The sequence below is a fragment of the Photobacterium sp. ABD4_091 genome (assembly GCF_056160145.1).
The window spans coordinates 1258835-1279141 of the sequence record NZ_JBSWWQ010000002.1 but is presented as its reverse complement, the minus strand read 5'-3'; the positions used below and the strand labels follow the sequence as shown (position 1 = coordinate 1279141).

Genomic DNA, 20307 nt, shown 5'->3' with positions numbered 1-20307 from the left:
TGTGTATTTTAAGGAACCAGTCTGTTAACTAGTTTGCTCGGTATTCAGGGTAGTCAAGCAGACCTTTTTCTGCACCACCAAACAGGGTCTCAGGATCGTGTGCTGCCAGCGGGTAGCCATTCATTAGACGGTTTGGAAGATCCGGGTTGGCAATAAACGGACGGCCAAATCCAACCATGTCTGCAATACCTTCGGAGATCGCTTCAGCGCCTTTTTCGGCATTGTAGCGGCCAGCGTAAATGATGGTGCCTTTGTAGGCTTCACGCACTGCTGGCTTGAACGCTTTTGGTGTTTCCGGCGTATCATCCCAGTCAACTTCTGCAATGTGAAGGTATACGACATTCAGCTTGTTAAGAAGTGCTGCCGCTGCCGTGTACGTCTCAACCGGGGTCTTATCTACCGTACCGTTTAGGGATGTAAACGGAGCAAGGCGAACACCAACACGGTCTGCACCAATTGCATGCGTCATGGCTTCAACCACCTCACCAAGGAAACGCAGGCGGTTCTCAATAGAGCCACCGTACTCATCGGTGCGGTTGTTGGCCTCAGAGTCGATAAACTGGTTTACCAGATAACCGTTAGCGGCATGTAGTTCGATGCCGTCAAAACCAGCTTCGATCGCGTTGAGCGCAGCCTGGCGGTATTCACCAATCACATGCTGGATATCTTCTTTGGTCATCTCGCGCGGCTCTACCACGTCGACAAAGCCCGGGGCATTGTTGCCGTCGTCGATAAAGACCTTCACATTCTCAGCTTTTAGCGCTGAAGATGAAATTGGTTGCTGGCCACCAATATTGGCAGGATGGGTAACACGGCCTACGTGCCACAGCTGCGCGTAGATCACGCCGCCTTTTTCGTGTACAGCATCAGTGACCTTCTTCCAGCCAGCAATTTGCTCCTGGGTGTAGATTCCCGGTGTCCAGGCGTACCCCTGGCCCATTTCAGAAATCTGGGTTCCTTCGGCAACGATCAAACCGGCGTCAGCGCGCTGAGCATAGTATTTAGCCATCATGTCATTGGCGACGTTTCCCGGTTGGGTTGCACGCGAACGGGTCATCGGCGGCATTACAATACGGTTTTTAAGTGTGGCTTTGCCCAGTCGCATTGGCTGAAATAGTGCATCTTTCATCTGTAATACTCCAACCTGTAATTATTTGCTGGTCTGAATCAGTTCGATGGCATAGCCATCAGGGTCTTTGACAAAGGCAATATGCGTCGTACCGCCAAGCATTGGCCCCGGCTCGCGGGTAACGTTGCCGCCAACGGCTTTGATCTGATCGCAAGTCTGGTAAATATCATCGACACCCAAAGCAAGGTGGCCGAAGCCGTTACCGAGATCGTAAGCGTCTGTATCCCAGTTGTAGGTTAGCTCGATAGTTGGGCCATTCTTGTCGTAACCAACAAAGACCAGCGAGTAGCGATATTCAGTGTTTTCGAAACGGTCTAGCACCTGCATGCCCAGCACCTTGGTGTAGAACTCAATCGATTTATCTAAATCAGAAACGCGGATCATGGTGTGGAGGAATTTCATATCGCAACCTTATTGTCGGGACACAGGGCGAATCAGATGATTATGCCTGGTCTGAGTAACCATTTTTGATGGCACTACTATACCGGGGAGGGATGTCGATAAAAAATTATCAAAAATTATTGATTTAATAATTCATGGTTATGATTTTAGCGTTTTTTGATAGCAAGAGCTGCAATCACCAGAATGACGACAAGAAGGAGTAAGAGATTGATGATGAGATAGGAAGGCATTATTGAACCTGTATCTTGAAATCACTTGGGTATAAGAGTAAATGTAGTTGCGATCTGTATCTTTTCATCATCAATCTATATGTACGCTGGCCTGAAGCTTGTTAAATTTGCTTAACGATAAGCTGGAAAACCTCCCTGAGCTGCTCGTTCTCCATATTCAACAAGTTATCACCGATGTACCATTCAATGATTGATTGTTCTGGGTGTTGGGCAATTTGTGGGTTGCCCAGCCAAATGCCTTTTCGGGTTGCTAACTCTTCACACAGCTCGACGGCTTTCTCGTAGCTTAGCGGCAGGATCAAGTGCAGCATATTGCAATGAGGGCGGGTTGGGTTGACGGCGAGTTGCGGGAACTCAGCGATCAGCGAATAGATTTCCTGCGTTCTCTCGAACAAAGCTGGCATCATCGCAATGCGCTCGGCAAATTGCATGGCGGCAGAAACAACATAAGGGGTTCGATGATAGACATTACCGCCCTGACGCTTCATCCACATATCTGCCAGCTCAATAAATGCCTTATCCCAGCAGCATTGAACCGCCGAGCCCGTTGACTCCCTTGTACAAAGAGACATAGGCACTATTAAAGCCGTGGGCAATGTCTTGGTAAGACTTACCGTAATACGCGGCTGTTTCCCACAGGCGGGCACCGTCCATATGCAGGTGGATGTTTTGCAGCTGGCAGTATTGCTTAATGTCTCTTAGTTCATCCCACGACGGTAGTTGCCCACCCAATTCTCGCATCGGCAATTCATACAAGGCGGCAGAAATTTCATCCGGCCACGCCTGCAGATCTTTCTTTGTCCATGGCCTGAACATATTACCGACAGGCAGAATGCTGAAGCGGTTTTGTAGTTGGTAACCCTGCCTTTCGAAACGGGTGATATGGCTAGATTCATGCATGGCAACAATCGGGTTGCGCTTCTGCCGACAGACTAGCTCAAGGGCGGTTACCTGAGCCATGGTGCCACTGATGACAAATAGCCCAGCTTCGAACCCCAATAGATCTGCAACCTTTTGCTCGAATGTACTGATGAGTTCGCCATCGCCATAAGTATCATGCTTGATATCGTGTTGCTCGCACCATTGAGCCATTTTCTTGAAATGCTCGGCGGGTGATTCCTCACTGTTACCAGGCAGTATGGTATGGCACTGGTGGCGCAAATCCTTGTTCATTGAATGTTCCTTTATCGTGCACTATGCCTACAAGCTATCGGGCTGGTGGAAAGAAGTAAAGGGTGAGAGCGAGAAATGAAGCCGTGGGTAAATTTATATGGCTTGGGTTTAGTGCCCCTGGGAATATATTATGATGTTTTCCAATGTAATTGGTTATTTATTAGGGACAGTAAACACTGTGTCGATTAAGGTATCGAATGTCACTCGTAAAAGCTTAAGGGTAATTTAGTGTAACTATATGAAGTGTTTATGTTTTAATGCCGGATGTTAATTCAAATCAATATGTAGGTAAAGTTATATTTTGTATTAAATGCGATCAGTATAAAGATAATTTATAGTTTGTGTGATGTTGTTTCATTCGTTTTTAGTGTTTGTTCCTAATTCATATTTTATCGGGTGGATTAGTTTTTCATAGTATGTTGCACTATAACATAACCACTAAGTGATAATTATTTAAAATAATGATTTGTTGAGTAGATGAGTAGCATACACTTTAATATTGAAAATTGGTTAGCTGTGTCTAACTGTTTACAAGGTGATGAACAATGGTTTACTTGGGTTTCTGGCTCAAAAAGGTGTCGTGAAATAAGTGAAAGGTTACCTGTTGATAAAATACCAGCTATTTCTAGAAGGAGAATGAGTTTACTCAGTAAAATTGCGATACAAACAGCTCTATCAATAACAAAAGGAAATGATATAGATTATATTATATTTTCCAGTCGACATGGTGAACTGCATAGGACAGTTGATCTGCTGAGTGAAATTTTAGAGGGTAATGATGCTTCTCCGATGGCGTTCTCTCAATCTGTACATAATACGGCAGCAGGTTTGTATACCATTTTAACCAAGCAACAAGTACCAGTGACGTCGCTGGCAGCTGGAGAGCACTGCTTGCATTCAGCTTTGATAGAAGCTGCAGCATTTCTATTTGAAAACCCCAATAGTAAAGTGTTGGTTGTGGATTTTGATCAACCGACTCCCACACCATATGAAAGCTTTGATGTTGGGTGCCCTGAAACATATTCACTAGGCTTAATTATTTCTTGTGGTGAAAAGTATCAGTTGTCTTGGAAGCCAACGACAACACCTTGTACGACAAGTCTTAACGTGAAGTCATCGCAAACTTTAGATGTGATAAAAAACTTAGTTTGCAATAACTCATATTGGCATATAGATGGCTTTCGTAAATCTTGGAATTGGAAATGTATCGCTGTTTGAAAAATACTTTATTAGCCTTATTGATTTCTTTTGTATTTTGTTTTTAATTATTTTTGAGGTAGAGAACTATGGATGAACTGTATATTGAAATTAAAGAACTCATCATCGAGTCCCTGAATATTGAAGATTTGTCTGTGGAAGATATTGATACAGATATGCTTCTGTTCAGTGATGATGGGTTAGCTCTAGATTCGATCGATGCACTTGAACTAGGTCTTGCGATAAAAAAGAAATATAGCATTGTAATTGATGCTGATGATTCAAACACTCGTGAATATTTTTCATCAGTGGCAAATTTAGTGAGTTATATTAGTAAAAGTTTAAGTTGAATTAAATTTTTTGTGCTTGTTGCTAAATAATTATTAAGCATTGCGACCTTTATAGGATTAATAGAAGGTATTAGGGAAGGATGACCACTCAACAGTTAGATAAACAGCTATTACTACATCCTGATTTTTGCTCTCTGTCATATATTTTGTCAGCCAAACGCCATGCTTCATTGTTAGTTTCAAACAATGCTGATTGGGCACAATTTAAAAAGGATGTTATTACACTCCGAGCTAGGCTGAAATCATTACCCTTTAAAAGGTATGCGCTTAGTTTTGACGATAGTTATTTATTTTCTGTGGCTTTTATTGCATTGGCTTACGCAGGGAAGGAAGTGGTCTTGCCTAGTAATCATCAGCCCTCGGCATTAGCTGATTTGGTTGAACACTTTGATGCAATTATTCATGACAATTCAGTCACCATGCCAATAGATAGGCCTCAGGTGCCTTTGCCACTGAGTCATCCTGATATTCAAGTAACAGAAATTGATTTAATGCCTATATCGCTTGAAGAACTGAAGGTAACACTCTTTACTTCAGGCTCGAGCGGAACACCGAAAGCTATATTAAAAACGTTAAAACAGATTGATACGGAAATATGTCACCTTGAAGCTCTTTGGGGCAAGAAATTAAAAGGGGCATCAATAGTCAGTACGGTGTCACATCAGCATATTTATGGGCTTTTGTTCCGTGTTTTATGGCCACTTTGTGCGGGTCGCCCATTTTGCCGTCAGGTATTAAATTATCCAGAACAAGTCTTTCATGCTTCTGATAAAAATACGGTATTGATCTCCAGTCCAGCTCTTCTCAAACGCTTAGACGAAAGGCCTGTTTTGTACCCGTTCCGAGCCATTTTTTCGTCTGGTGGGCCCTTAAATTTTAGTGTCGCACAAGGTGTTCGGTCTGTTTTAGCACAGCTGCCTTTGGAAGTGTTCGGAAGCACTGAAACTGGAGGTGTGGGGTATCGTCAACAGCAAGAGCAAGATATGCCCTGGCAGAAGTTCGAGGGAATAGAGCTGTCATTGAACCTGGAAGGTTGCTTGAAATTGAAGTCGCCATACTTAGCAACACAAGACTGGTATCAAACTGCTGATATTTGCGAAATTTTGGGAGCAAATCATTTCCGTGTGATGGGACGGAGTGACAGAGTGGTGAAGGTGGAAGAAAAGCGGATATCCCTGGCTGAAGTTGAGCGCCATCTTTGCAACTTGGAATGGATAGATGAAGCTGTTGTGTTGCCTCTACAAGATCCAAACCGTTTGGTCGTTGGTTCGGTGGTGACTTTGAGCAAGGCAGGGCAGCAGAAGCTCATCAAGTTAGGTCGTGGGCAATTTGGGCTAACTGTCCGGCAAACTTTAAGGCAATGGGTGGAGCCGGTGGGAATCCCAAGACGTTTCAGGATTGTTGATGAAATACCACAAAACAGTCAGGGCAAACACCAAGTTAGAGAGTTACAACAGCTCTTCATGGATTAGCAAGGAAGATGAATGAGACGGCAGTATGAGTAGATCGCAAAGCAAGCCAACAGTAATTTCAAGGTACCAGAAAGGAGACGTCGCCCAGTTATTATTGCGTATAGAACCACATCTTGCTGGCTTTGAAGGCCATTTCCCTTCATTTCCAATTTTGCCTGGCGTAATTCAAATTGATTGGGCGGTATATTTTGCTGAGCGTGTATTAGGTACGCCAACTGTTTTTGCAGGGTTAGAGGTAATTAAATTTCAGGAGCCTATTGAACCCAATAGGGATATTCAACTGGCCTTATCTTGGAACAGTGAAAAGGGAAAACTGCATTTTTGCTATACATCGCAACAGGGCGATGAGGAAGTCGCTCATTCATCAGGCCAAATTATGCTGACTGAGCTCAAAAAAACGTCCATCTAATTATTGAAGTCTACCTAAACGAATATTGAGCTTTAGGTTGTAAAAGTCAAAACCGCGAAGCACAAGTGAATGCCCTCCGACTTCCTTTGCTGTCGTTCCATTATTTTTTCTGTAAGTTAAATGAGAATCAAAATGCGAGACAAAGTACAGAGCCCTATTATGTTTGGTGCTGAACGCCTGACGATTGAAGATGTTGTGGCTGTGGCTCAAGGTGCCCCAGCTGAAATGAATACTAGCCTTGAGTTCACGGCGAAGATTGATAGGGGAGTTGCTTTTCTTGAGCGACTCTTAAAAGAAGAAGGTGTCATTTATGGCGTTACCACGGGTTACGGAGATTCATGTACGGTAGCTATTCCGCCTAATCTGGTGGATGAGCTACCGCTTCACTTGACACGATTCCATGGCTGCGGATTAGGCGATGATCTCAGCCATCAGCAGGCAAGGGCGGTATTGGCAACACGCTTATGCTCATTGTCTCAAGGGGTATCGGGTGTTACTCATGACTTACTGAATCAAATTGTTACCTTGATAAACAAAGATATTACCCCGCGTATACCCCAAGAGGGCTCTGTTGGAGCGAGTGGGGATCTTACTCCTCTTTCTTACTTGGCGGCGGCCTTGATTGGAGAGCGTGAGGTCATCTACCAAGGGGAGGTCAAACCGACTTCCGCGGTGTTTGCTGAGCTGGGTATTTCGCCGATTAAGCTCAAACCTAAAGAAGGCTTAGCCCTGATGAATGGAACATCGGTAATGACGGCGTTGGCTTGTATGGCTTATAAACGTGCTGAGTACCTTGTCCAGCTATCGACAAGAATTACTGCCATGGTGTCTCTAGGAATGCAAGGTAATGACTTCCACTTTGACGAAGCGCTATTTGCGGTAAAACCTCATCCTGGCCAGCAACAAATTGCCCAGTGGCTGAGGGCAGATCTCCAGGCTGAAAGGCCGCCAAGCAATAGTAACCGATTGCAAGACCGCTATTCCCTGCGCTGCGCACCACATGTACTCGGTGCAGTACAAGATAGCCTTCCTTGGTTGCGCCAGCTTATTGAAAACGAATTGAACAGTGCCAACGATAATCCAATCATCGATGGCGATATTGAACGTGTACTTCATGGTGGCCATTTCTATGGCGGCCATATCGCAATGGCCATGGATACCCTGAAAACCGGTATTGCCAATATTGCAGACTTACTTGATCGCCAGATGGCTCAGTTGATGGACTACAAATTCAATAATGGGTTGCCGTTTAACCTGACCGGTGCGGAAGGTGAACGAAAACCCATTAATCATGGCTTTAAAGCTGTTCAGATAGGTATCTCAGCCTGGACGGCGGAGGCCCTCAAGCACACCATGCCTGCCAGCGTATTTTCTCGTTCGACTGAATGCCACAACCAAGACAAAGTGAGTATGGGAACCATTGCTTCACGAGACTGCTTGAGAGTGCTTGAGTTAACGGAGCAGGTTGCTTCTGCTTCACTGCTTGCGGCAACGCAGGCTTTAGAACTCCGTAAGATCAACGATCAACTTGATGACAAGTCTATGAGCTTTGGCCTGAAGACCATGAATGAGCTAGTCCTCAGTGAGTTTGACTTTGTACGTGAAGATCGTCCGCTAGAGCAGGATTTAAGGCATTTCATGGTGCGAATCCAACAGCAGTACTGGAAGCTCTATGACGAGGCAGAAGGGTAACCTATGAGCGGCAAAACACACTTCCTGACAGCAGAAGTTACTCTGGTAACCTCGTTTCAAGATGCCGATCCAATGGGTGTGGTGTACCACGGAAATTATTTCCGTTTTTTTGAAGAAGCACGTCGGATCCTGATGAACAAGATTGATTACGGCTACAGGGAAATGCAGGACTCTGGCTATATGTGGCCAATTATCGATTCCCATGTGAAGTATGTCAGGCCTATCCCGTTTAACCATGAAATACAGGTACAGGCCACCTTGAAGGAGTGGGAAAACAGGTTGCGGGTGGATTATATGATCACAGATGCATTGACTGGGGAACGCATGACCAAAGCTCACACGATGCAAGTTGCTGTTGGATTAGATGATGGGGAAATGCGTTTTGTATCACCTGATGTGTTACCTCGTAAAGTTGAGGCGTGGTATGCGCAAAAGCTAATTAAAGACTTATGTCTCTTTAAATAATGAAGGCGGAAAAATGGTAAGTGACATATACAAAGATAAATCACCTTCAGTTTTTATCCATAGTTGTGGTGTTCACTCTGCATTGGGATGGACAAATGAGCAGATCCATTCTCGGTTAAACCATGGGGATTCGCCAGATATGTTCAAGGTGTCTGGCTGGTTGAACAATGGCTCTGACACCGTTGTCGGTCAGGCCGTTGGTGAATTGCCGGATTTACCAAACAATCTTTGTCATCATGACACTCGCAATAATCAATTGGCGCTTTCTGCATTACTGCAAATCGAACAATCAGTGGTACATGCGATTGAGAAATACGGTGCTGATCGTGTGGCAGTCATAGTCGGTACCAGTACATCGGGGATTGCTACTGGTGAAAAAGCACTTGAAGAATTCTTTAATGATGGAAGCTTCCCTGCTGATTATCACTATTGTCAGCAGGAAGTTGGCAATTTGGGTGAGTTTGTTGCGGACTACTTTGGAGTACATGGTCCGGTTTATACAGTATCAACGGCGTGCTCTTCAAGTGGTCGTGTCTTCCTTTCGGCAAAGCGGTTACTCAGTGCTGGCATTGTTGACGCTGTTGTTGTTGGAGGGGCTGATTCTTTGTGTAAGTTGACGCTTAATGGTTTTAATGGCCTAGAAGCTTTATCGGAAGTGTTGTGTACACCATTTAGTGAACATCGTAAGGGTATTAATATCGGTGAAGCGGCTGCTTTTATGCTGTTATCTCAGGATAAATCAGATTCCATTGAGGAAGAGAAAGATGACGTCCCAACTATTGCCTTCTTAGGGGGAGGGGAAAGTTCAGATGCCTATCACATCTCAGCGCCACATCCCGAAGGTGAGGGGGCTGAAACGGCGATGAAAAAAGCACTCGCAGATGCGGGGCTTTCCGCGGATAAGATTGGTTACATCAATGCCCACGGTACTGCCACACCGTTGAATGATGCGATGGAATCGAAAGCCATTCACCGACTTTTCAAAGGAAGAGTGCCAGTTAGCTCGACCAAACCGCTTACTGGCCACACCCTCGGCGCGGCGGGTGCGGTAGAGGCAGCTATTTGCTGGCATATCTTGCGTTATGGGCTGGAGCTTCCAGAGCAGAAAAGCCGGCAGGACCGTGACCCAAGCCTAGCACCAATCAGCTTGGTTGGTCCTGCAATGAAGCTGGAACAACCAGCGATCCTAAGTAATTCTTTTGCCTTCGGTGGTAACAATGTCAGCCTGATTTTTGGATATACCCATGAATAAACCTCCACACTTTCACCACCTATTGCCCCATGAGCCGCCAATGGCGCTGGTGGATGAGTTAATAGATGTCGGCGAGTCCCATATTCATTGCCGGACAACGATTACCCAGCAATGCCTTTTCTTTAGGGCGGAAACCCGCGATGTGCCCGGTTATGTCGGTATTGAATTCATGGCCCAGTCAGTGGCGGGTTGGTCCGGTTACCACGCTTGGCTGCGAGGGGATAAATCGCCGATTGGCTTCTTGCTGGGCAGCCGGCGTTATCAATCCATGAGCAGTAGTTTCAAAGAGCATGATGTGTTGGACATCTATGCAGAGCAAATTATGGAGAACCTCGGTATGGCTGTATTTTCATGCCGTATTGAGCGCCGGGGAGAGGTGATTGCGACAAGCCAACTGAATGTCTATGTCCCTTCCCAGCAAAAACTAGATCAAATGTTAAATAGGACCCATTCATGACGAGACAAGTATTAGTGACTGGTGCAAGCAAAGGCATAGGGCGTGCAATTGCATTACAGCTTGCAAAAGATGGATTCACTATCATTGTCCATTATATGAGCGATGAAGCCGGAGCAGCAGTTACGTTGCAAGCGATCATTGATGCAGGTGGAAACGGACGCTTGATCCAGTTCGATATCAGCAACCGTGATCAGTGCCGAGAGACACTTGAACAAGATATCGCCGTTTACGGGGCATATTACGGTGTTGTCAGTAACGCGGGCATTACTCGCGATACGGCATTTCCAGCGATGAGCGGGAAAGAATGGGATGGAGTCATCCATACCAATCTCGATAGCTTTTATAATGTACTTCACCCGTGTGTGATGCCGATGGTGAGGCTACGAAAAGGTGGGCGTATTGTCACCTTGGCCTCGGTATCCGGAATGATGGGCAATCGCGGCCAAACTAACTACAGTGCAGCAAAAGCTGGAGTTATCGGAGCGACAAAGGCACTGGCGCTCGAAATGGCCAAGCGAAAAATCACCGTTAACTGTGTCGCGCCGGGCTTGATAGATACGGGTATGGTTGACGAAACCGTCAAGGAACACGCGCTGCCGCAGGTACCAATGCGCCGGATGGGACAACCGGAAGATGTGGCGGGATTGGTGAGCTATTTAATGTCCGATAATGCCAGCTACGTCACCCGCCAGGTTATTTCAGTCAACGGCGGCTTGATTTGATACATGCGCCCTGCTTCGTTACCCCTTCATCGTCTGAATAACCTTGTCAGGAAAGCCAAAGTATTTCTGCGCCCCGTCGTTGTCGAGCAATAGGCAGCTGGTGGAAGCGGCAATATAGGCTTTATCATTGGTGGTGTAGATCACCGTGGCCTGGGCAAGCTTCTCGGTAAACAGCTTGTTGATGTACTTGGTGTATTCCTTTTCACTGCCAACGAAGGGCTCATCAATGATGATGATGCCTTGATCGCAACTGCCGAGTCCAAGTGCCATTCTTATCAGTTGTTGCACGCCATTAGGAAGTTGCTGGACAAACTCTGTCGACATCTGGGTTTGAAGCCCGTTGGGCAGCCAAGGGCCTAGGTTGAAAAACTCAATAGTTTCTTCCATTTGCTCGGTTGAAATGACGCCATCATGAATGATGAAGTTCGATTCCAGGGTGCCATCAAAGATATGCAGCTCAAAGGGTATGTAGTTGATGGCTTTTCTATAACGAAAGTTGTTGAACTGTTTGATGTTGTAGCCATCGAGCAAAACGTTTCCCTGATACCGATCTTCGAGGCCGGCCACAATGCTGAGCAAGGTCGTTTTCCCTGACCCCGAGCCACCGGAAATGGAGATTTTATCGCCAGGCTGAACGTTGAATGCAAGGTTTGTTAACCCTGTTGCCGCTCCCTGATAACGGTGTGTGAGCCCGGAAATGGCGATGTTGCCTTTGAACTGGCGGATAGGCGGGCTACTTTCTAGTGAATGGCGGTCATCATTGAGTGACATCAGCGCATTGATTTGAGCACTGGCTGACTTGATGGTTTTGAACTTGGTGAGCGAGTTGTAGATCCCCATGATCGGCCCAAGTGCCTTCCATACCAAAATAATGATAGCTAGCATGGCACCGGCGTCTGTTTCGCCGGCCATCACACCAAAAACGGCAGTCACAATACTGGCAGTACCAATCGCTTGGATTAATCCTTGTCCCATCGCTTGGATTTTACCATTCGTTACGGATACGCCTTTGGCATCGTCTAGGCTTTGGCCGTGAGCAGCTTGGAAGCGGGAGCGGATCACTCTGATCAAAGGGAGTCCTTGGAGGCTGCCGATATTTCTTAGCAGCTCATTCCATTGGTAGGACACCATGGCGTTGGCTCGGGAGCTTCTGGACGTTACCTGGTTGTAGATATAGCGGGCGTAGACGCAGAAGAACAGCATAAGAGCAATTCCCGCCAAGACGGTGAGTGCCGCAGAGCCGGATATGATGGTGATCGCCATGATAAAGATGATCACAAAGGGCATATCGAAGTAACTGAGAGATGATTCTGCCGTTACCAGCTTTCGGAACTGGTCAATATCTTTCAGCCTTGCTAATTGCGAAGAGACGCCTGCCGATGATGTCATCGAATAGGGGAGCCACAGCAATTTGCTGATAACGTTTTGCGAAATGTGGGTTGCGAGATCTTTCCCCGAAGTGGCCAAAATATTCATTCGCATTCGCTTGAAAGCGTACTCGGATAAGGCGAGAAAAACCGCAAGCCCGGTTAGCCAAAACAGGGTTGTCTGTGAACCTGAACTGAGGGCAAAGCTATAAACCCCCATGATAAAGAAAGGTTGCATCGCGCCTAATACGTTGATGATCAGACTCAGCAGCAACAGGCTTTTGATTTCATTGTTGTACCGGTAGAACGCGTATTTAATCCAGTTGGATTTGTCTTGCGATTCAGGCGGTGGTTCACGGAAAATCTTTGAGTAGCTTGAAATTTCACAGACTGTGCAGCTATCAGTGGTTAGCGGGTGTTCAATGAGGACGTTGTTGCGATAGTCGAACAGCTTCGCTTGGCCGTTTTCGATGCCAAGAAAAATAGTACAGACATTGTCAAACTGGACAAATGCGGGAGTTGAGACCTCTGTAAGCTGCGCCATGCTGGCGAGTTGCCGTACCTGGCATTCGTAGTCTAAGCGCCTTAAAGTACTGGCAAAACTGTCTACATCACGGGCTTTGGGGACAAAGGCATCACTGAGGATCTCCGGCGTCCCTTCCCACTGCAAAGTGACAAGGGTATAGGCGAGCCCCAATAGCGTCGGAGAGGTTTTGTAACGCTGCTTGAACTTGGCAGAGCCAAAGTCGCCTAGCCGCTCGTCAGTATTGCTGAAATCGATTAGTACACTCATGCGACGATCCTTGAAACAAGTTTATGACTAACCAAGCGAGGATCTGAATGTCCCAGTTTGTTGCTCGCTATAACACAGATGAAATTATTCGTTTTTGGGGTAATGCAAGCTAACAGCAAGCGGCCAAACTCTTCGTTGTAAACCATGTCGATATCATCAATCAGCAATACGCGTTTGTTGCTGAGCAGAGCCCTGACAATGAGCAATGCAAAGAGTACCTGGCGCGAAAATGGCAGCTGGCTGTGGCTGGATATTTTGGTGTAAAAACCGTTTTTGAGGCCATCGATCTTTTGTTTGATCGCCAGGTTTTCACATAGGGAAAACGCAGCGCTGTTAAGGTGCGGCTGAAAGCAGGTCAGATTATCTATGATGGTTCCCTCAACGAGCGAGGCGTTTTTATCCACTTTGATGACATTATTCCGCCATTGGCTATAGTCAATCTCGCTAATGTTTTTGTCGCCAAGCGTTACCACGAGACTATCGTCATGGCTATCCCGGGTTAAGCATCGAAGAAGGTGGCTTTTCCCGCTGCCACTGGCGCCAGTGAGCAGGTGTATTTGACCTTTAGATAAAGACATCGTCGGTATGCCCGGCTCAGTACCGTTATCTACAGGGGAGACTAACAAGGTGGTAACCGGTTCATGATCCTCAGCACTGTGCTGGATAGACTCTAGCTCCAAGATTTCCGCAATGCGCTGAACATTGAGCTGGTTCGTCCTCCAGCGGCTCAGAGCCCGCATCACCTGTTGGTAGGGGGCGAAATAGCGGTTTGTCAGCAAGATAACGGCTGCCATTACCCCTTGGCTGATTTCCAAGTTGATCACCGCAAGTGCGCAAAGAACGACAACAATAGCCACGGAGAGTTGCTGGATGAGGTTCAAAGTCAGATTGAATGAAGACTCCAAACGCTCATAGGCAATACTCTGCTCTTCACGCTCACCTATCATTTCGACCATGATACTTTCTATACGGTACTCCATGGTGCGGCTCTTGATATCCAGAGGGTTAGAGACAATTTCGATAATTTTTGAATTGGTCATCCCTTCGATATCAGAACGCTGGGAAAGCACTTCAACCCGCCGTTTGGACAGCTGGCGTGCAGCGTACAGTAAGGCGATGGAAGCGGTGATCAGCGCCAACCCAGCCCACACGTTAATCAGCAAAATAATCAACACTGTGATGACACTGGTACCCGCATTGATCACCGCCTTGATGGTTTCACCGCCGAAAAACTGTTTGATATCCCCTATGGTTGCAATCCGCTCTAGGTATTCCCCCATCTCCAACCGGTTGAATCGCTCAATATTGGCTGCGCAGACGGCGAGGAAGACTCTGTTGGTCAACTGGCTTTCAAAGCGCTTCATGATCACTGATACCAAATTTTCTTCCTGCCGCTTGAGTTGGTAATCGAGGAAGATAGCCAGCAGAATAATGGCAAAAAGCAGCATCAAGGAGTTGGTTGACTGGTTTGGCAGAATACGGTCAAAAATGATCAGAATAGAAAAAGGTAGCACCAAACCGAGCAGGGTGGTCATTAACGTCGAGAACAGCAAGTACAGCTTGTCCAACGGGCTTATTTTTCGGGTAAAAGGTTGGCTTTTCATTGCTGACTCCGTCATTGAACCATCAGGTGGAGCGGAATAGGGGATTGCGAGCTGTTGTCATCCATAGGCGACATCTGTTCGGCAATTTTACCGACTGTAGCCATATTGAGGTTGCCGATCCGTTCGTTAAGTTGAATAAGATTGATGACATAGTCGTAGCGGGCACTTTCATAATCTCGAATACTCCCGTACAACTTGCTTTCGGCTGAAAGCAGGTCAGTAATGGTACGGGTACCGAGTTTGTGCGCTTTTTGAATACCGATATATGAGGCGTAGTTCGCCTGGATAATGGTGGTGAGGCTGGTTAGCGATGCCGAAAAATCATTGATGTTGTAAATGAACTCATCAAACTGCTGCTGGCTGACATTCTTGCTGTTCTGTAGGTCGATTTCTGTTCTGTCTATGTCGACTTTATTTTGCTGGTAGCGATAATAATCACGCCCGCCGTTTAAGATCGGTACATCCAGAGTCAGGGTATAAACTGTTTCTTCGGTTACCCCTTTGTCCGGATAGATCTTAGCCGATGCGTCGTTGGTATTGTCATAGGTGTATCCAATACTGCCTTTGAGAGAAGGAACGAAAGTGGAGCCCGTTTCCCTTAACACTTGCCGGCTTTTATTGACCTCTTGTTTTGCTATGAGCAAGCTAAGATCTGACATGTACATGATGTTATTGAGCTCGTACTGGCGGGTAGAAGGGATAGCCTCAAACTGGATGCTAGATTTCAGATCGAAATCGGGCTTGAGCGGCTGCTGAACAATATTGGCCAGTTCATTGAGAATGATACGTTGATCTTTCCTCAGAGTACGTAGGCTATCTGCAGTACGCTCTTTCTGCGCGAGCACTTCATAGCGTTCGGTACCGGCAACATTTCCCAGTTCAATATTGCGGCTGATCAGAGTCAGTCTGGCTTCTGATGAGTCTAATTCTGCTTGGGTTGCCCTTATTTGGGCTTGATTTTTCAGGTACTCAAAGTAGGCCGTAGCAGCTTCCCTGATAATTTGTTGCCGGGTTTGCTCGGTCCTTAACGTCTCGATATCGATATCGGTTTGCGTGCTGCCGTGAGAATAGATATCTCCAAGGTCAAACAAACTTTGGGTCAGGGTGACATTGACGCCATGGTTGTTATAGCTGTTTCTGGCATTTGAGCTACTGTACTTGTGCGTTGTCCCATCATTCCAGTTGGTATTGGCCGACACATTCAACGATGGCAAGAAATTACCCCGGTTGATATCAAGTTCATACTCAGTAGCGGCCAAATTGGTTTCGGCACTACTGAGCGATAAGTTCCGTTGCAAAGCCACGTCAACCACATTGAGTAGATCAGCAGCTTGTACCGGCAACCCAAGCAAGGCAGAGATACAAACTGCTACAAGAGAATTAGCAGATCTTCTTGATGGCCATGTATTTTTTAATAACTTTGATAATTTCATCATTTTTGTACGGCTTACTGATGACATAGTCCATCCCTGCTTCAATACATGACTTATGTTCACTGGCACTGGTGAGTGCGGTTGCGCCAATAATGGTGGCGGGGTGATAGACGTCCAAGTCTTGCTCTCGTTGGCGAATAAGTTTGGTGGCTTCGATACCGCCCATGCCCGGCATAATACAGTCCATGAAAACGATGTCGGCACCGTGTTCTTTCATGTACTCAACAGCTTGCGCCCCGTCGCTAACGGTATGGGCGTCATAACCTTGCTTGCTAAGCAGCTTTTTCAGCAAGAACTGCTGTACCTTGTCGTCCTCGACAATCAGGAAGGCATTTTGTGTTTGCTCGTCGGCTTCTTCCATTGCCTGCATGGCTTCTGTGAGGTTTGGTACCAGTTCATGGGGAATGAAAGGGGTAAAGAAAACCCGGTCAACGAACTCATGGGTATCTTGTACCGTACTGGATTCAGATGCAGCCAAGAAGAGCTTGGTTTTATTGCTCTTTTTCAGCCTAGAATGCAGTGTTTTACAAAACGATTTGAGCTGGATGCCTTTGATCGTATCGGTAATGATGATGCCGTCGAAGTCATTGATCCGCTTGAGCGACTTAAAGATATCGTTGGCAGAGCGGATGATCTCAACCGTTGCACCATAGCGCGCCAGCATCTTCGACATAATGTCGATTTGTAGCTGGGAGTCTGTGCAAATCATCAAGTGTTTGTTCTCAATAGAGCGCTCAGCTTGATGGAAGCTTTTAGGGGTAATATCAATACCAATCCGGAGCTTCTGCATATTGGCTTGTTGTGACTGCTGATCGCTGTCCTTCAGGGTAATCTCTGATTTCAGCCACGTCGATTCAAAGCGGGTGACCTTGGAGAGGATTGCTTTTGACCACTCATCATTAATGCCGCTTTTTTCTTCAAGTACCTGCCAGTGGGCATTTTGGATATCTAGCAAGTTGAGCGAATTGCTAGGTAAAAAGACAATCTCGAAGATGATTCGAGATTGCTCTACCTCGTCAGCCGATTCGGTGCGAATGTGAAATAAAATATGAGGTTCATTCTGGGCAGAAATAGCATTCGATAGCTGTAAAAACAGCACCCAGAATAAACTCGTCGGGTTACCTTCAATTTCGCCCGGTAAGTTGCTGCCCAAATGACATTCCAAGTGGCGTTGGGAGTGCTGGGTTTTTGCGCTTAGGTGAACCAATAGCTCAGACATTAACGGAAGGAAGGTAACATTCCCTGCCGCGGCGGTATTACCACCTGAAATCAAACGGTTATAGTTATCTGCTAATTCAGAAAGCGTATTGGTCGCTAAAGTGATGTCTCTCGCCAGAACCGCACCATTTTCCCCAGCTTCTTGGGCGATGAGGCGCACACCACCTTGGATGGTATTGGTCATGCCGCGGATCTCGTAACCGATCAATGCATAAAGCTGGCGGTATAAGTCGGCATTGCGCTTTTGCTGTTCGACATCTTGGTACATGGTCGAGAGGTTGGCAAAAATACGCCGCTGTGCTGGAGGAGTACTGATGTCATTTAAGATATCAGTGATCTCATTGGCCGAGATACTTTCTAGTTGGTTGGCAAGCTCATTGACATCTGATTGGGTATGTTGCGACTGACGTCCCTTTTGCTTGGAAGCTGCCACCAGAAGTAATAATAGGGCGGATGAGATCAGACCGAAAATCAGAAATACCACAAGTGCACGGTAGAACAGAGTTTGTTGGTTTTGCTGAAAATCAATATTAATGGCGGCCGCTAAATTTTGTTGCGCAGCCTGAAGTTGGGGCAATAACTGCAACATCGCCTGTAACAATTGCTGGTGGTCACTGTCAGTATTAAATCTGACAAGCGCCAGTTCCAGCTGAGGGTAGAGGGTATTGCCCACCAGGCTGATCGTGGTTTTTTCCATCGATGCGGCATGTTTAAAGCGCTCGATGTCTTGTTGTAACGTATTAACTTGTTTGTTAATTACTGTTCCTGCCGGACACTCTGCGGTTCGGCAACTGTTTAGCGAATTTATGAGTCCTTGAGCGGTGTGATTTAATTGGTGGCTGTTATTAACTAGCTCGGAACTTAACGCCTGATTATATTCCGTTGTTTGGCTATGCCATTGCAGGCCAATAACCATTTGACAGGTAATACCAATGGCCATGGAGATGACAATAAACCGAATAAGCGCTTTTCTTGACAATTTCACTGCTGGTTACCTCTCGTCAAATGCATCTTCCATGGCACTGACCACGGGTTTCAGGGCGTAATCAATGGCGTAGCGGGAGCCAGTTTTTATGTCGGCAGTAAATTCCATATAGGGCGAGAGGGTGTAGGTTGCCCCGCCGTTTTCCAGAAAGTCCTTTTCGATTGCAATCTTGGCAACATAAAATTCGTTTTCTTCTTCTTGGTATGATGAACGGCTGATCGAGTCGATAGTGCCGCTGATAAAGCCATACTTGGCAAAGTTGTAGGTGTCGAACTTGAGTTTGACTTCTTGGCCGACCTCAACAAACCCCAAGTCTTTCTTGGCGATTTTCGCTTCGCCGTGCAGCGTATTATGAATCGGCGAGATATCTGCAATGCTCTCATTGGCAGGGATCACCGCCGATTTAAAATTGAAGTGGATCTTGTCAACAATACCGTCGATAGGTGAATACACCGTCAGGCGTTCAACTTTGTCGGTATGTTGGGGCAGCTGGGCTTTTTTTAGCGAGAGATCTTTTTCAAGCTGGTTAATTTGCGCTTGGTAACCCGCATTACGGTTAGCAATGGTGTCTTTTAATTGTTTCTCTAACCGGGCGAACTGGAATTTCTCATTCATGACTGCTTCGGTCAGGTTTTCAATTTCCCTCACCATATTGGCTTCTTGTACTTGCATGTTGAGCACATCGATGTAAGAAGCCATTTCTTCTTTATAGAGGGTTTCTTTAATTGTCAGCTGCTTTTGGATCAAGCCAAATTGCTTGCGCGAGCTGGCAATGCGCTTTTGCATCGAGTTGATAAGCTTCTGCTTGTGTTCGATATCCAATGCAATAAGCGCTTGGTTGGAGTTATTCTTCTGCGCTTCTTTTTGCCAGGACTCAGTGTATTGAGCGATTAGTTGGGGGAAGGTGGAATAAGCAGTGAAATCTGGCTTGGTATGATTGATCAGGGAAACATAGCGAAGAATATCCATCTCAAGGCTGGCGATATCGAGCGTTGCTGAATCTAGCTGGGTATTTCTATCTACCGAGCGCAAGCGGGCAATGGGCTGACCCGCAAAAACGTAATCCCCAGTCTTAACCAGCATGGCATCAAGGATCCCACCTTCAAGATGTTGTACCCGTTCGATATCCGAATCGAGTAGGATTTCACCCCTTGAGGAAACAACAATATCTATTCTTGCCTGTGCGGCAAGAACGATAAGCAGCAGTACCACGATAAACAGCAACAGCAACGATTTGTGTACCGTTGTCATAGCACTTTGGATATATACACTATCGTCGCTATCTTGCTCTTGGCTGTATTTTGCTTCCACAAGCGCATGCTTGATGTGCTTTTCTATTCCCATTGCATCGACTCCCTGAAGCAATGCCTATTCTAATCTAGAGTTAATTTGCCAGAGGCAGCGACTCAATTTGCGTGTTGACATTGGCGACTTCAGCCAGCATGTCATCAATAAGGTTCTTGGCAGGTAATTGCCCCTGTTTACAGAGCTGCTCAATGGTTTCGAGTTGTTTAGAAGCATTGTCTTCGCACAATGTCAGCAACACGCCTTTTAAAGAGTGTGCAGCTTGGTATAAGCCCTCAATATTGTTGCTAGCATATAATCTTGTGATCAGCTCGATATCCTCACCATGTTCTGCACTGTATAGGTCAAGGATCATAGACATCATATCTTCATCGCCATCCATGGCTTCGGTAAACGCGTTGTAATCAATCATCTCTTTGTCCCTAAATCGTTTTTCTTTCCAAGTCACTGATAAAAAATAGTTTGCTATCCATTATGTATGGTCTAGCCCATGCAGGAATACAAGGCGAAGTTGCTAGCTAATATTTGATTTATTGATCAATATCTCATCATGAAAAAACATGAAATTCAAATTAAGTGTGCGTTATATCTATATTTTTTGATTTTGTTTTAAATTACTGGGTATCCAGTTGTCATTTCTCCTTATTTGAAT

Annotated in this window: 17 protein-coding genes and 1 pseudogene; 9 read left to right on the top strand and 9 right to left on the bottom strand. The window is 46.0% G+C overall.

Annotated features, from left to right (window positions below; genetic code table 11):
* Positions 1-28 precede the first annotated feature (28 nt).
* The 3 genes and pseudogenes from ACXAGQ_RS20180 to ACXAGQ_RS20170 all read right to left on the bottom strand — a co-directional run bounded on the left by ACXAGQ_RS20180 (position 29) and on the right by ACXAGQ_RS20170 (position 2934).
* Positions 29-1129 carry an alkene reductase gene (locus ACXAGQ_RS20180; RefSeq protein ID WP_475256275.1) on the bottom strand — a complete coding sequence of 367 codons (1101 nt, stop codon included), beginning with the start codon at positions 1127-1129 and terminating at the stop codon, positions 29-31.
* Between the two features lie 21 nt (positions 1130-1150).
* Complete coding sequence (gloA, locus tag ACXAGQ_RS20175) at positions 1151-1531, bottom strand: lactoylglutathione lyase (protein ID WP_475256273.1); 381 nt, start codon at positions 1529-1531, stop codon at positions 1151-1153.
* Positions 1532-1862: 331 nt separating this feature from the next.
* Positions 1863-2934: pseudogene (locus tag ACXAGQ_RS20170) on the bottom strand (threonine aldolase family protein).
* A gap of 477 nt (positions 2935-3411) precedes the next feature.
* Between ACXAGQ_RS20170 and ACXAGQ_RS20165 the strand changes: the two are divergent.
* The 9 genes from ACXAGQ_RS20165 to ACXAGQ_RS20125 all read left to right on the top strand — a co-directional run bounded on the left by ACXAGQ_RS20165 (position 3412) and on the right by ACXAGQ_RS20125 (position 10950).
* Positions 3412-4152 (top strand): beta-ketoacyl synthase chain length factor, encoded by a 741-nt coding sequence (locus tag ACXAGQ_RS20165; RefSeq protein WP_475256271.1) that lies wholly within the window; start codon positions 3412-3414, stop codon positions 4150-4152.
* A gap of 68 nt (positions 4153-4220) precedes the next feature.
* Positions 4221-4481 (top strand): phosphopantetheine-binding protein, encoded by a 261-nt coding sequence (locus ACXAGQ_RS20160; RefSeq protein WP_475256269.1) that lies wholly within the window; start codon positions 4221-4223, stop codon positions 4479-4481.
* 80 nt (positions 4482-4561) lie between these two features.
* Positions 4562-5953, top strand: coding sequence for an AMP-binding protein (locus tag ACXAGQ_RS20155; protein ID WP_475256268.1), 1392 nt, complete (start codon positions 4562-4564; stop codon positions 5951-5953).
* A 25-nt stretch (positions 5954-5978) separates the two neighbouring features.
* Positions 5979-6362, top strand: coding sequence for an ApeI family dehydratase (locus tag ACXAGQ_RS20150; protein WP_475256267.1), 384 nt, complete (start codon positions 5979-5981; stop codon positions 6360-6362).
* A 132-nt stretch (positions 6363-6494) separates the two neighbouring features.
* Entirely contained in the window at positions 6495-8054 is a 1560-nt protein-coding gene (locus tag ACXAGQ_RS20145) for an HAL/PAL/TAL family ammonia-lyase (protein WP_475256266.1), read from the top strand.
* A gap of 3 nt (positions 8055-8057) precedes the next feature.
* A complete protein-coding gene (locus ACXAGQ_RS20140; RefSeq protein ID WP_475256264.1) occupies positions 8058-8519 on the top strand; it encodes an acyl-CoA thioesterase in 462 nt (153 codons plus the stop codon).
* 13 nt (positions 8520-8532) lie between these two features.
* The gene (locus tag ACXAGQ_RS20135) at positions 8533-9771 is read left to right on the top strand and encodes a beta-ketoacyl-[acyl-carrier-protein] synthase family protein (RefSeq protein ID WP_475256263.1); all 1239 of its coding nucleotides are present in this window, start codon (positions 8533-8535) and stop codon (positions 9769-9771) included.
* A complete protein-coding gene (locus ACXAGQ_RS20130) occupies positions 9764-10228 on the top strand; it encodes a hotdog family protein (RefSeq protein WP_475256262.1) in 465 nt (154 codons plus the stop codon). The genes ACXAGQ_RS20135 and ACXAGQ_RS20130 overlap by 8 nt, the downstream gene beginning before the upstream one ends.
* On the top strand, positions 10225-10950 hold the full coding sequence (locus ACXAGQ_RS20125; protein WP_475256261.1) for a 3-ketoacyl-ACP reductase FabG2: 726 nt from the start codon (positions 10225-10227) through the stop codon (positions 10948-10950). The genes ACXAGQ_RS20130 and ACXAGQ_RS20125 overlap by 4 nt, the downstream gene beginning before the upstream one ends.
* Positions 10951-10968: 18 nt before the next feature.
* On the opposite strand, the gene ACXAGQ_RS20120 is transcribed toward ACXAGQ_RS20125, so the two are convergent.
* The 6 genes from ACXAGQ_RS20120 to ACXAGQ_RS20095 all read right to left on the bottom strand — a co-directional run bounded on the left by ACXAGQ_RS20120 (position 10969) and on the right by ACXAGQ_RS20095 (position 20067).
* The gene (locus ACXAGQ_RS20120) at positions 10969-13110 is read right to left on the bottom strand and encodes an ATP-binding cassette domain-containing protein (RefSeq protein ID WP_475256260.1); all 2142 of its coding nucleotides are present in this window, start codon (positions 13108-13110) and stop codon (positions 10969-10971) included.
* The gene (locus tag ACXAGQ_RS20115; RefSeq protein WP_475256259.1) at positions 13107-14714 is read right to left on the bottom strand and encodes an ATP-binding cassette domain-containing protein; all 1608 of its coding nucleotides are present in this window, start codon (positions 14712-14714) and stop codon (positions 13107-13109) included. The genes ACXAGQ_RS20120 and ACXAGQ_RS20115 overlap by 4 nt, the downstream gene beginning before the upstream one ends.
* Positions 14715-14725: 11 nt before the next feature.
* Positions 14726-16018: a TolC family protein gene (locus tag ACXAGQ_RS20110; protein ID WP_475256258.1), complete on the bottom strand. Its 1293-nt coding sequence runs from the start codon at positions 16016-16018 to the stop codon at positions 14726-14728.
* Between the two features lie 76 nt (positions 16019-16094).
* Positions 16095-18350, bottom strand: coding sequence for an ATP-binding response regulator (locus tag ACXAGQ_RS20105; protein WP_475256256.1), 2256 nt, complete (start codon positions 18348-18350; stop codon positions 16095-16097).
* A 6-nt stretch (positions 18351-18356) separates the two neighbouring features.
* On the bottom strand, positions 18357-19694 hold the full coding sequence (locus ACXAGQ_RS20100; RefSeq protein WP_475256254.1) for an HlyD family type I secretion periplasmic adaptor subunit: 1338 nt from the start codon (positions 19692-19694) through the stop codon (positions 18357-18359).
* Positions 19695-19734: 40 nt separating this feature from the next.
* Entirely contained in the window at positions 19735-20067 is a 333-nt protein-coding gene (locus ACXAGQ_RS20095) for an Hpt domain-containing protein (protein WP_475256252.1), read from the bottom strand.
* Positions 20068-20307: the final 240 nt, after the last annotated feature.

Bases quoted from the DNA above. Each gene is read 5' to 3' on its own strand.
- ACXAGQ_RS20180 (WP_475256275.1), bottom strand. From the start codon at position 1,129: ATGAAAGATGCACTATTTCAGCCAATGCGACTGGGCAAAGCCACACTT.
- gloA (WP_475256273.1), bottom strand. From the start codon at position 1,531: ATGAAATTCCTCCACACCATGATCCGCGTTTCTGATTTAGATAAATCG.
- ACXAGQ_RS20165 (WP_475256271.1), top strand. From the start codon at position 3,412: ATGAGTAGCATACACTTTAATATTGAAAATTGGTTAGCTGTGTCTAAC.
- ACXAGQ_RS20160 (WP_475256269.1), top strand. From the start codon at position 4,221: ATGGATGAACTGTATATTGAAATTAAAGAACTCATCATCGAGTCCCTG.
- ACXAGQ_RS20155 (WP_475256268.1), top strand. From the start codon at position 4,562: ATGACCACTCAACAGTTAGATAAACAGCTATTACTACATCCTGATTTT.
- ACXAGQ_RS20150 (WP_475256267.1), top strand. From the start codon at position 5,979: ATGAGTAGATCGCAAAGCAAGCCAACAGTAATTTCAAGGTACCAGAAA.
- ACXAGQ_RS20145 (WP_475256266.1), top strand. From the start codon at position 6,495: ATGCGAGACAAAGTACAGAGCCCTATTATGTTTGGTGCTGAACGCCTG.
- ACXAGQ_RS20140 (WP_475256264.1), top strand. From the start codon at position 8,058: ATGAGCGGCAAAACACACTTCCTGACAGCAGAAGTTACTCTGGTAACC.
- ACXAGQ_RS20135 (WP_475256263.1), top strand. From the start codon at position 8,533: ATGGTAAGTGACATATACAAAGATAAATCACCTTCAGTTTTTATCCAT.
- ACXAGQ_RS20130 (WP_475256262.1), top strand. From the start codon at position 9,764: ATGAATAAACCTCCACACTTTCACCACCTATTGCCCCATGAGCCGCCA.
- ACXAGQ_RS20125 (WP_475256261.1), top strand. From the start codon at position 10,225: ATGACGAGACAAGTATTAGTGACTGGTGCAAGCAAAGGCATAGGGCGT.
- ACXAGQ_RS20120 (WP_475256260.1), bottom strand. From the start codon at position 13,110: ATGAGTGTACTAATCGATTTCAGCAATACTGACGAGCGGCTAGGCGAC.
- ACXAGQ_RS20115 (WP_475256259.1), bottom strand. From the start codon at position 14,714: ATGAAAAGCCAACCTTTTACCCGAAAAATAAGCCCGTTGGACAAGCTG.
- ACXAGQ_RS20100 (WP_475256254.1), bottom strand. From the start codon at position 19,694: ATGGGAATAGAAAAGCACATCAAGCATGCGCTTGTGGAAGCAAAATAC.
- ACXAGQ_RS20095 (WP_475256252.1), bottom strand. From the start codon at position 20,067: ATGATTGATTACAACGCGTTTACCGAAGCCATGGATGGCGATGAAGAT.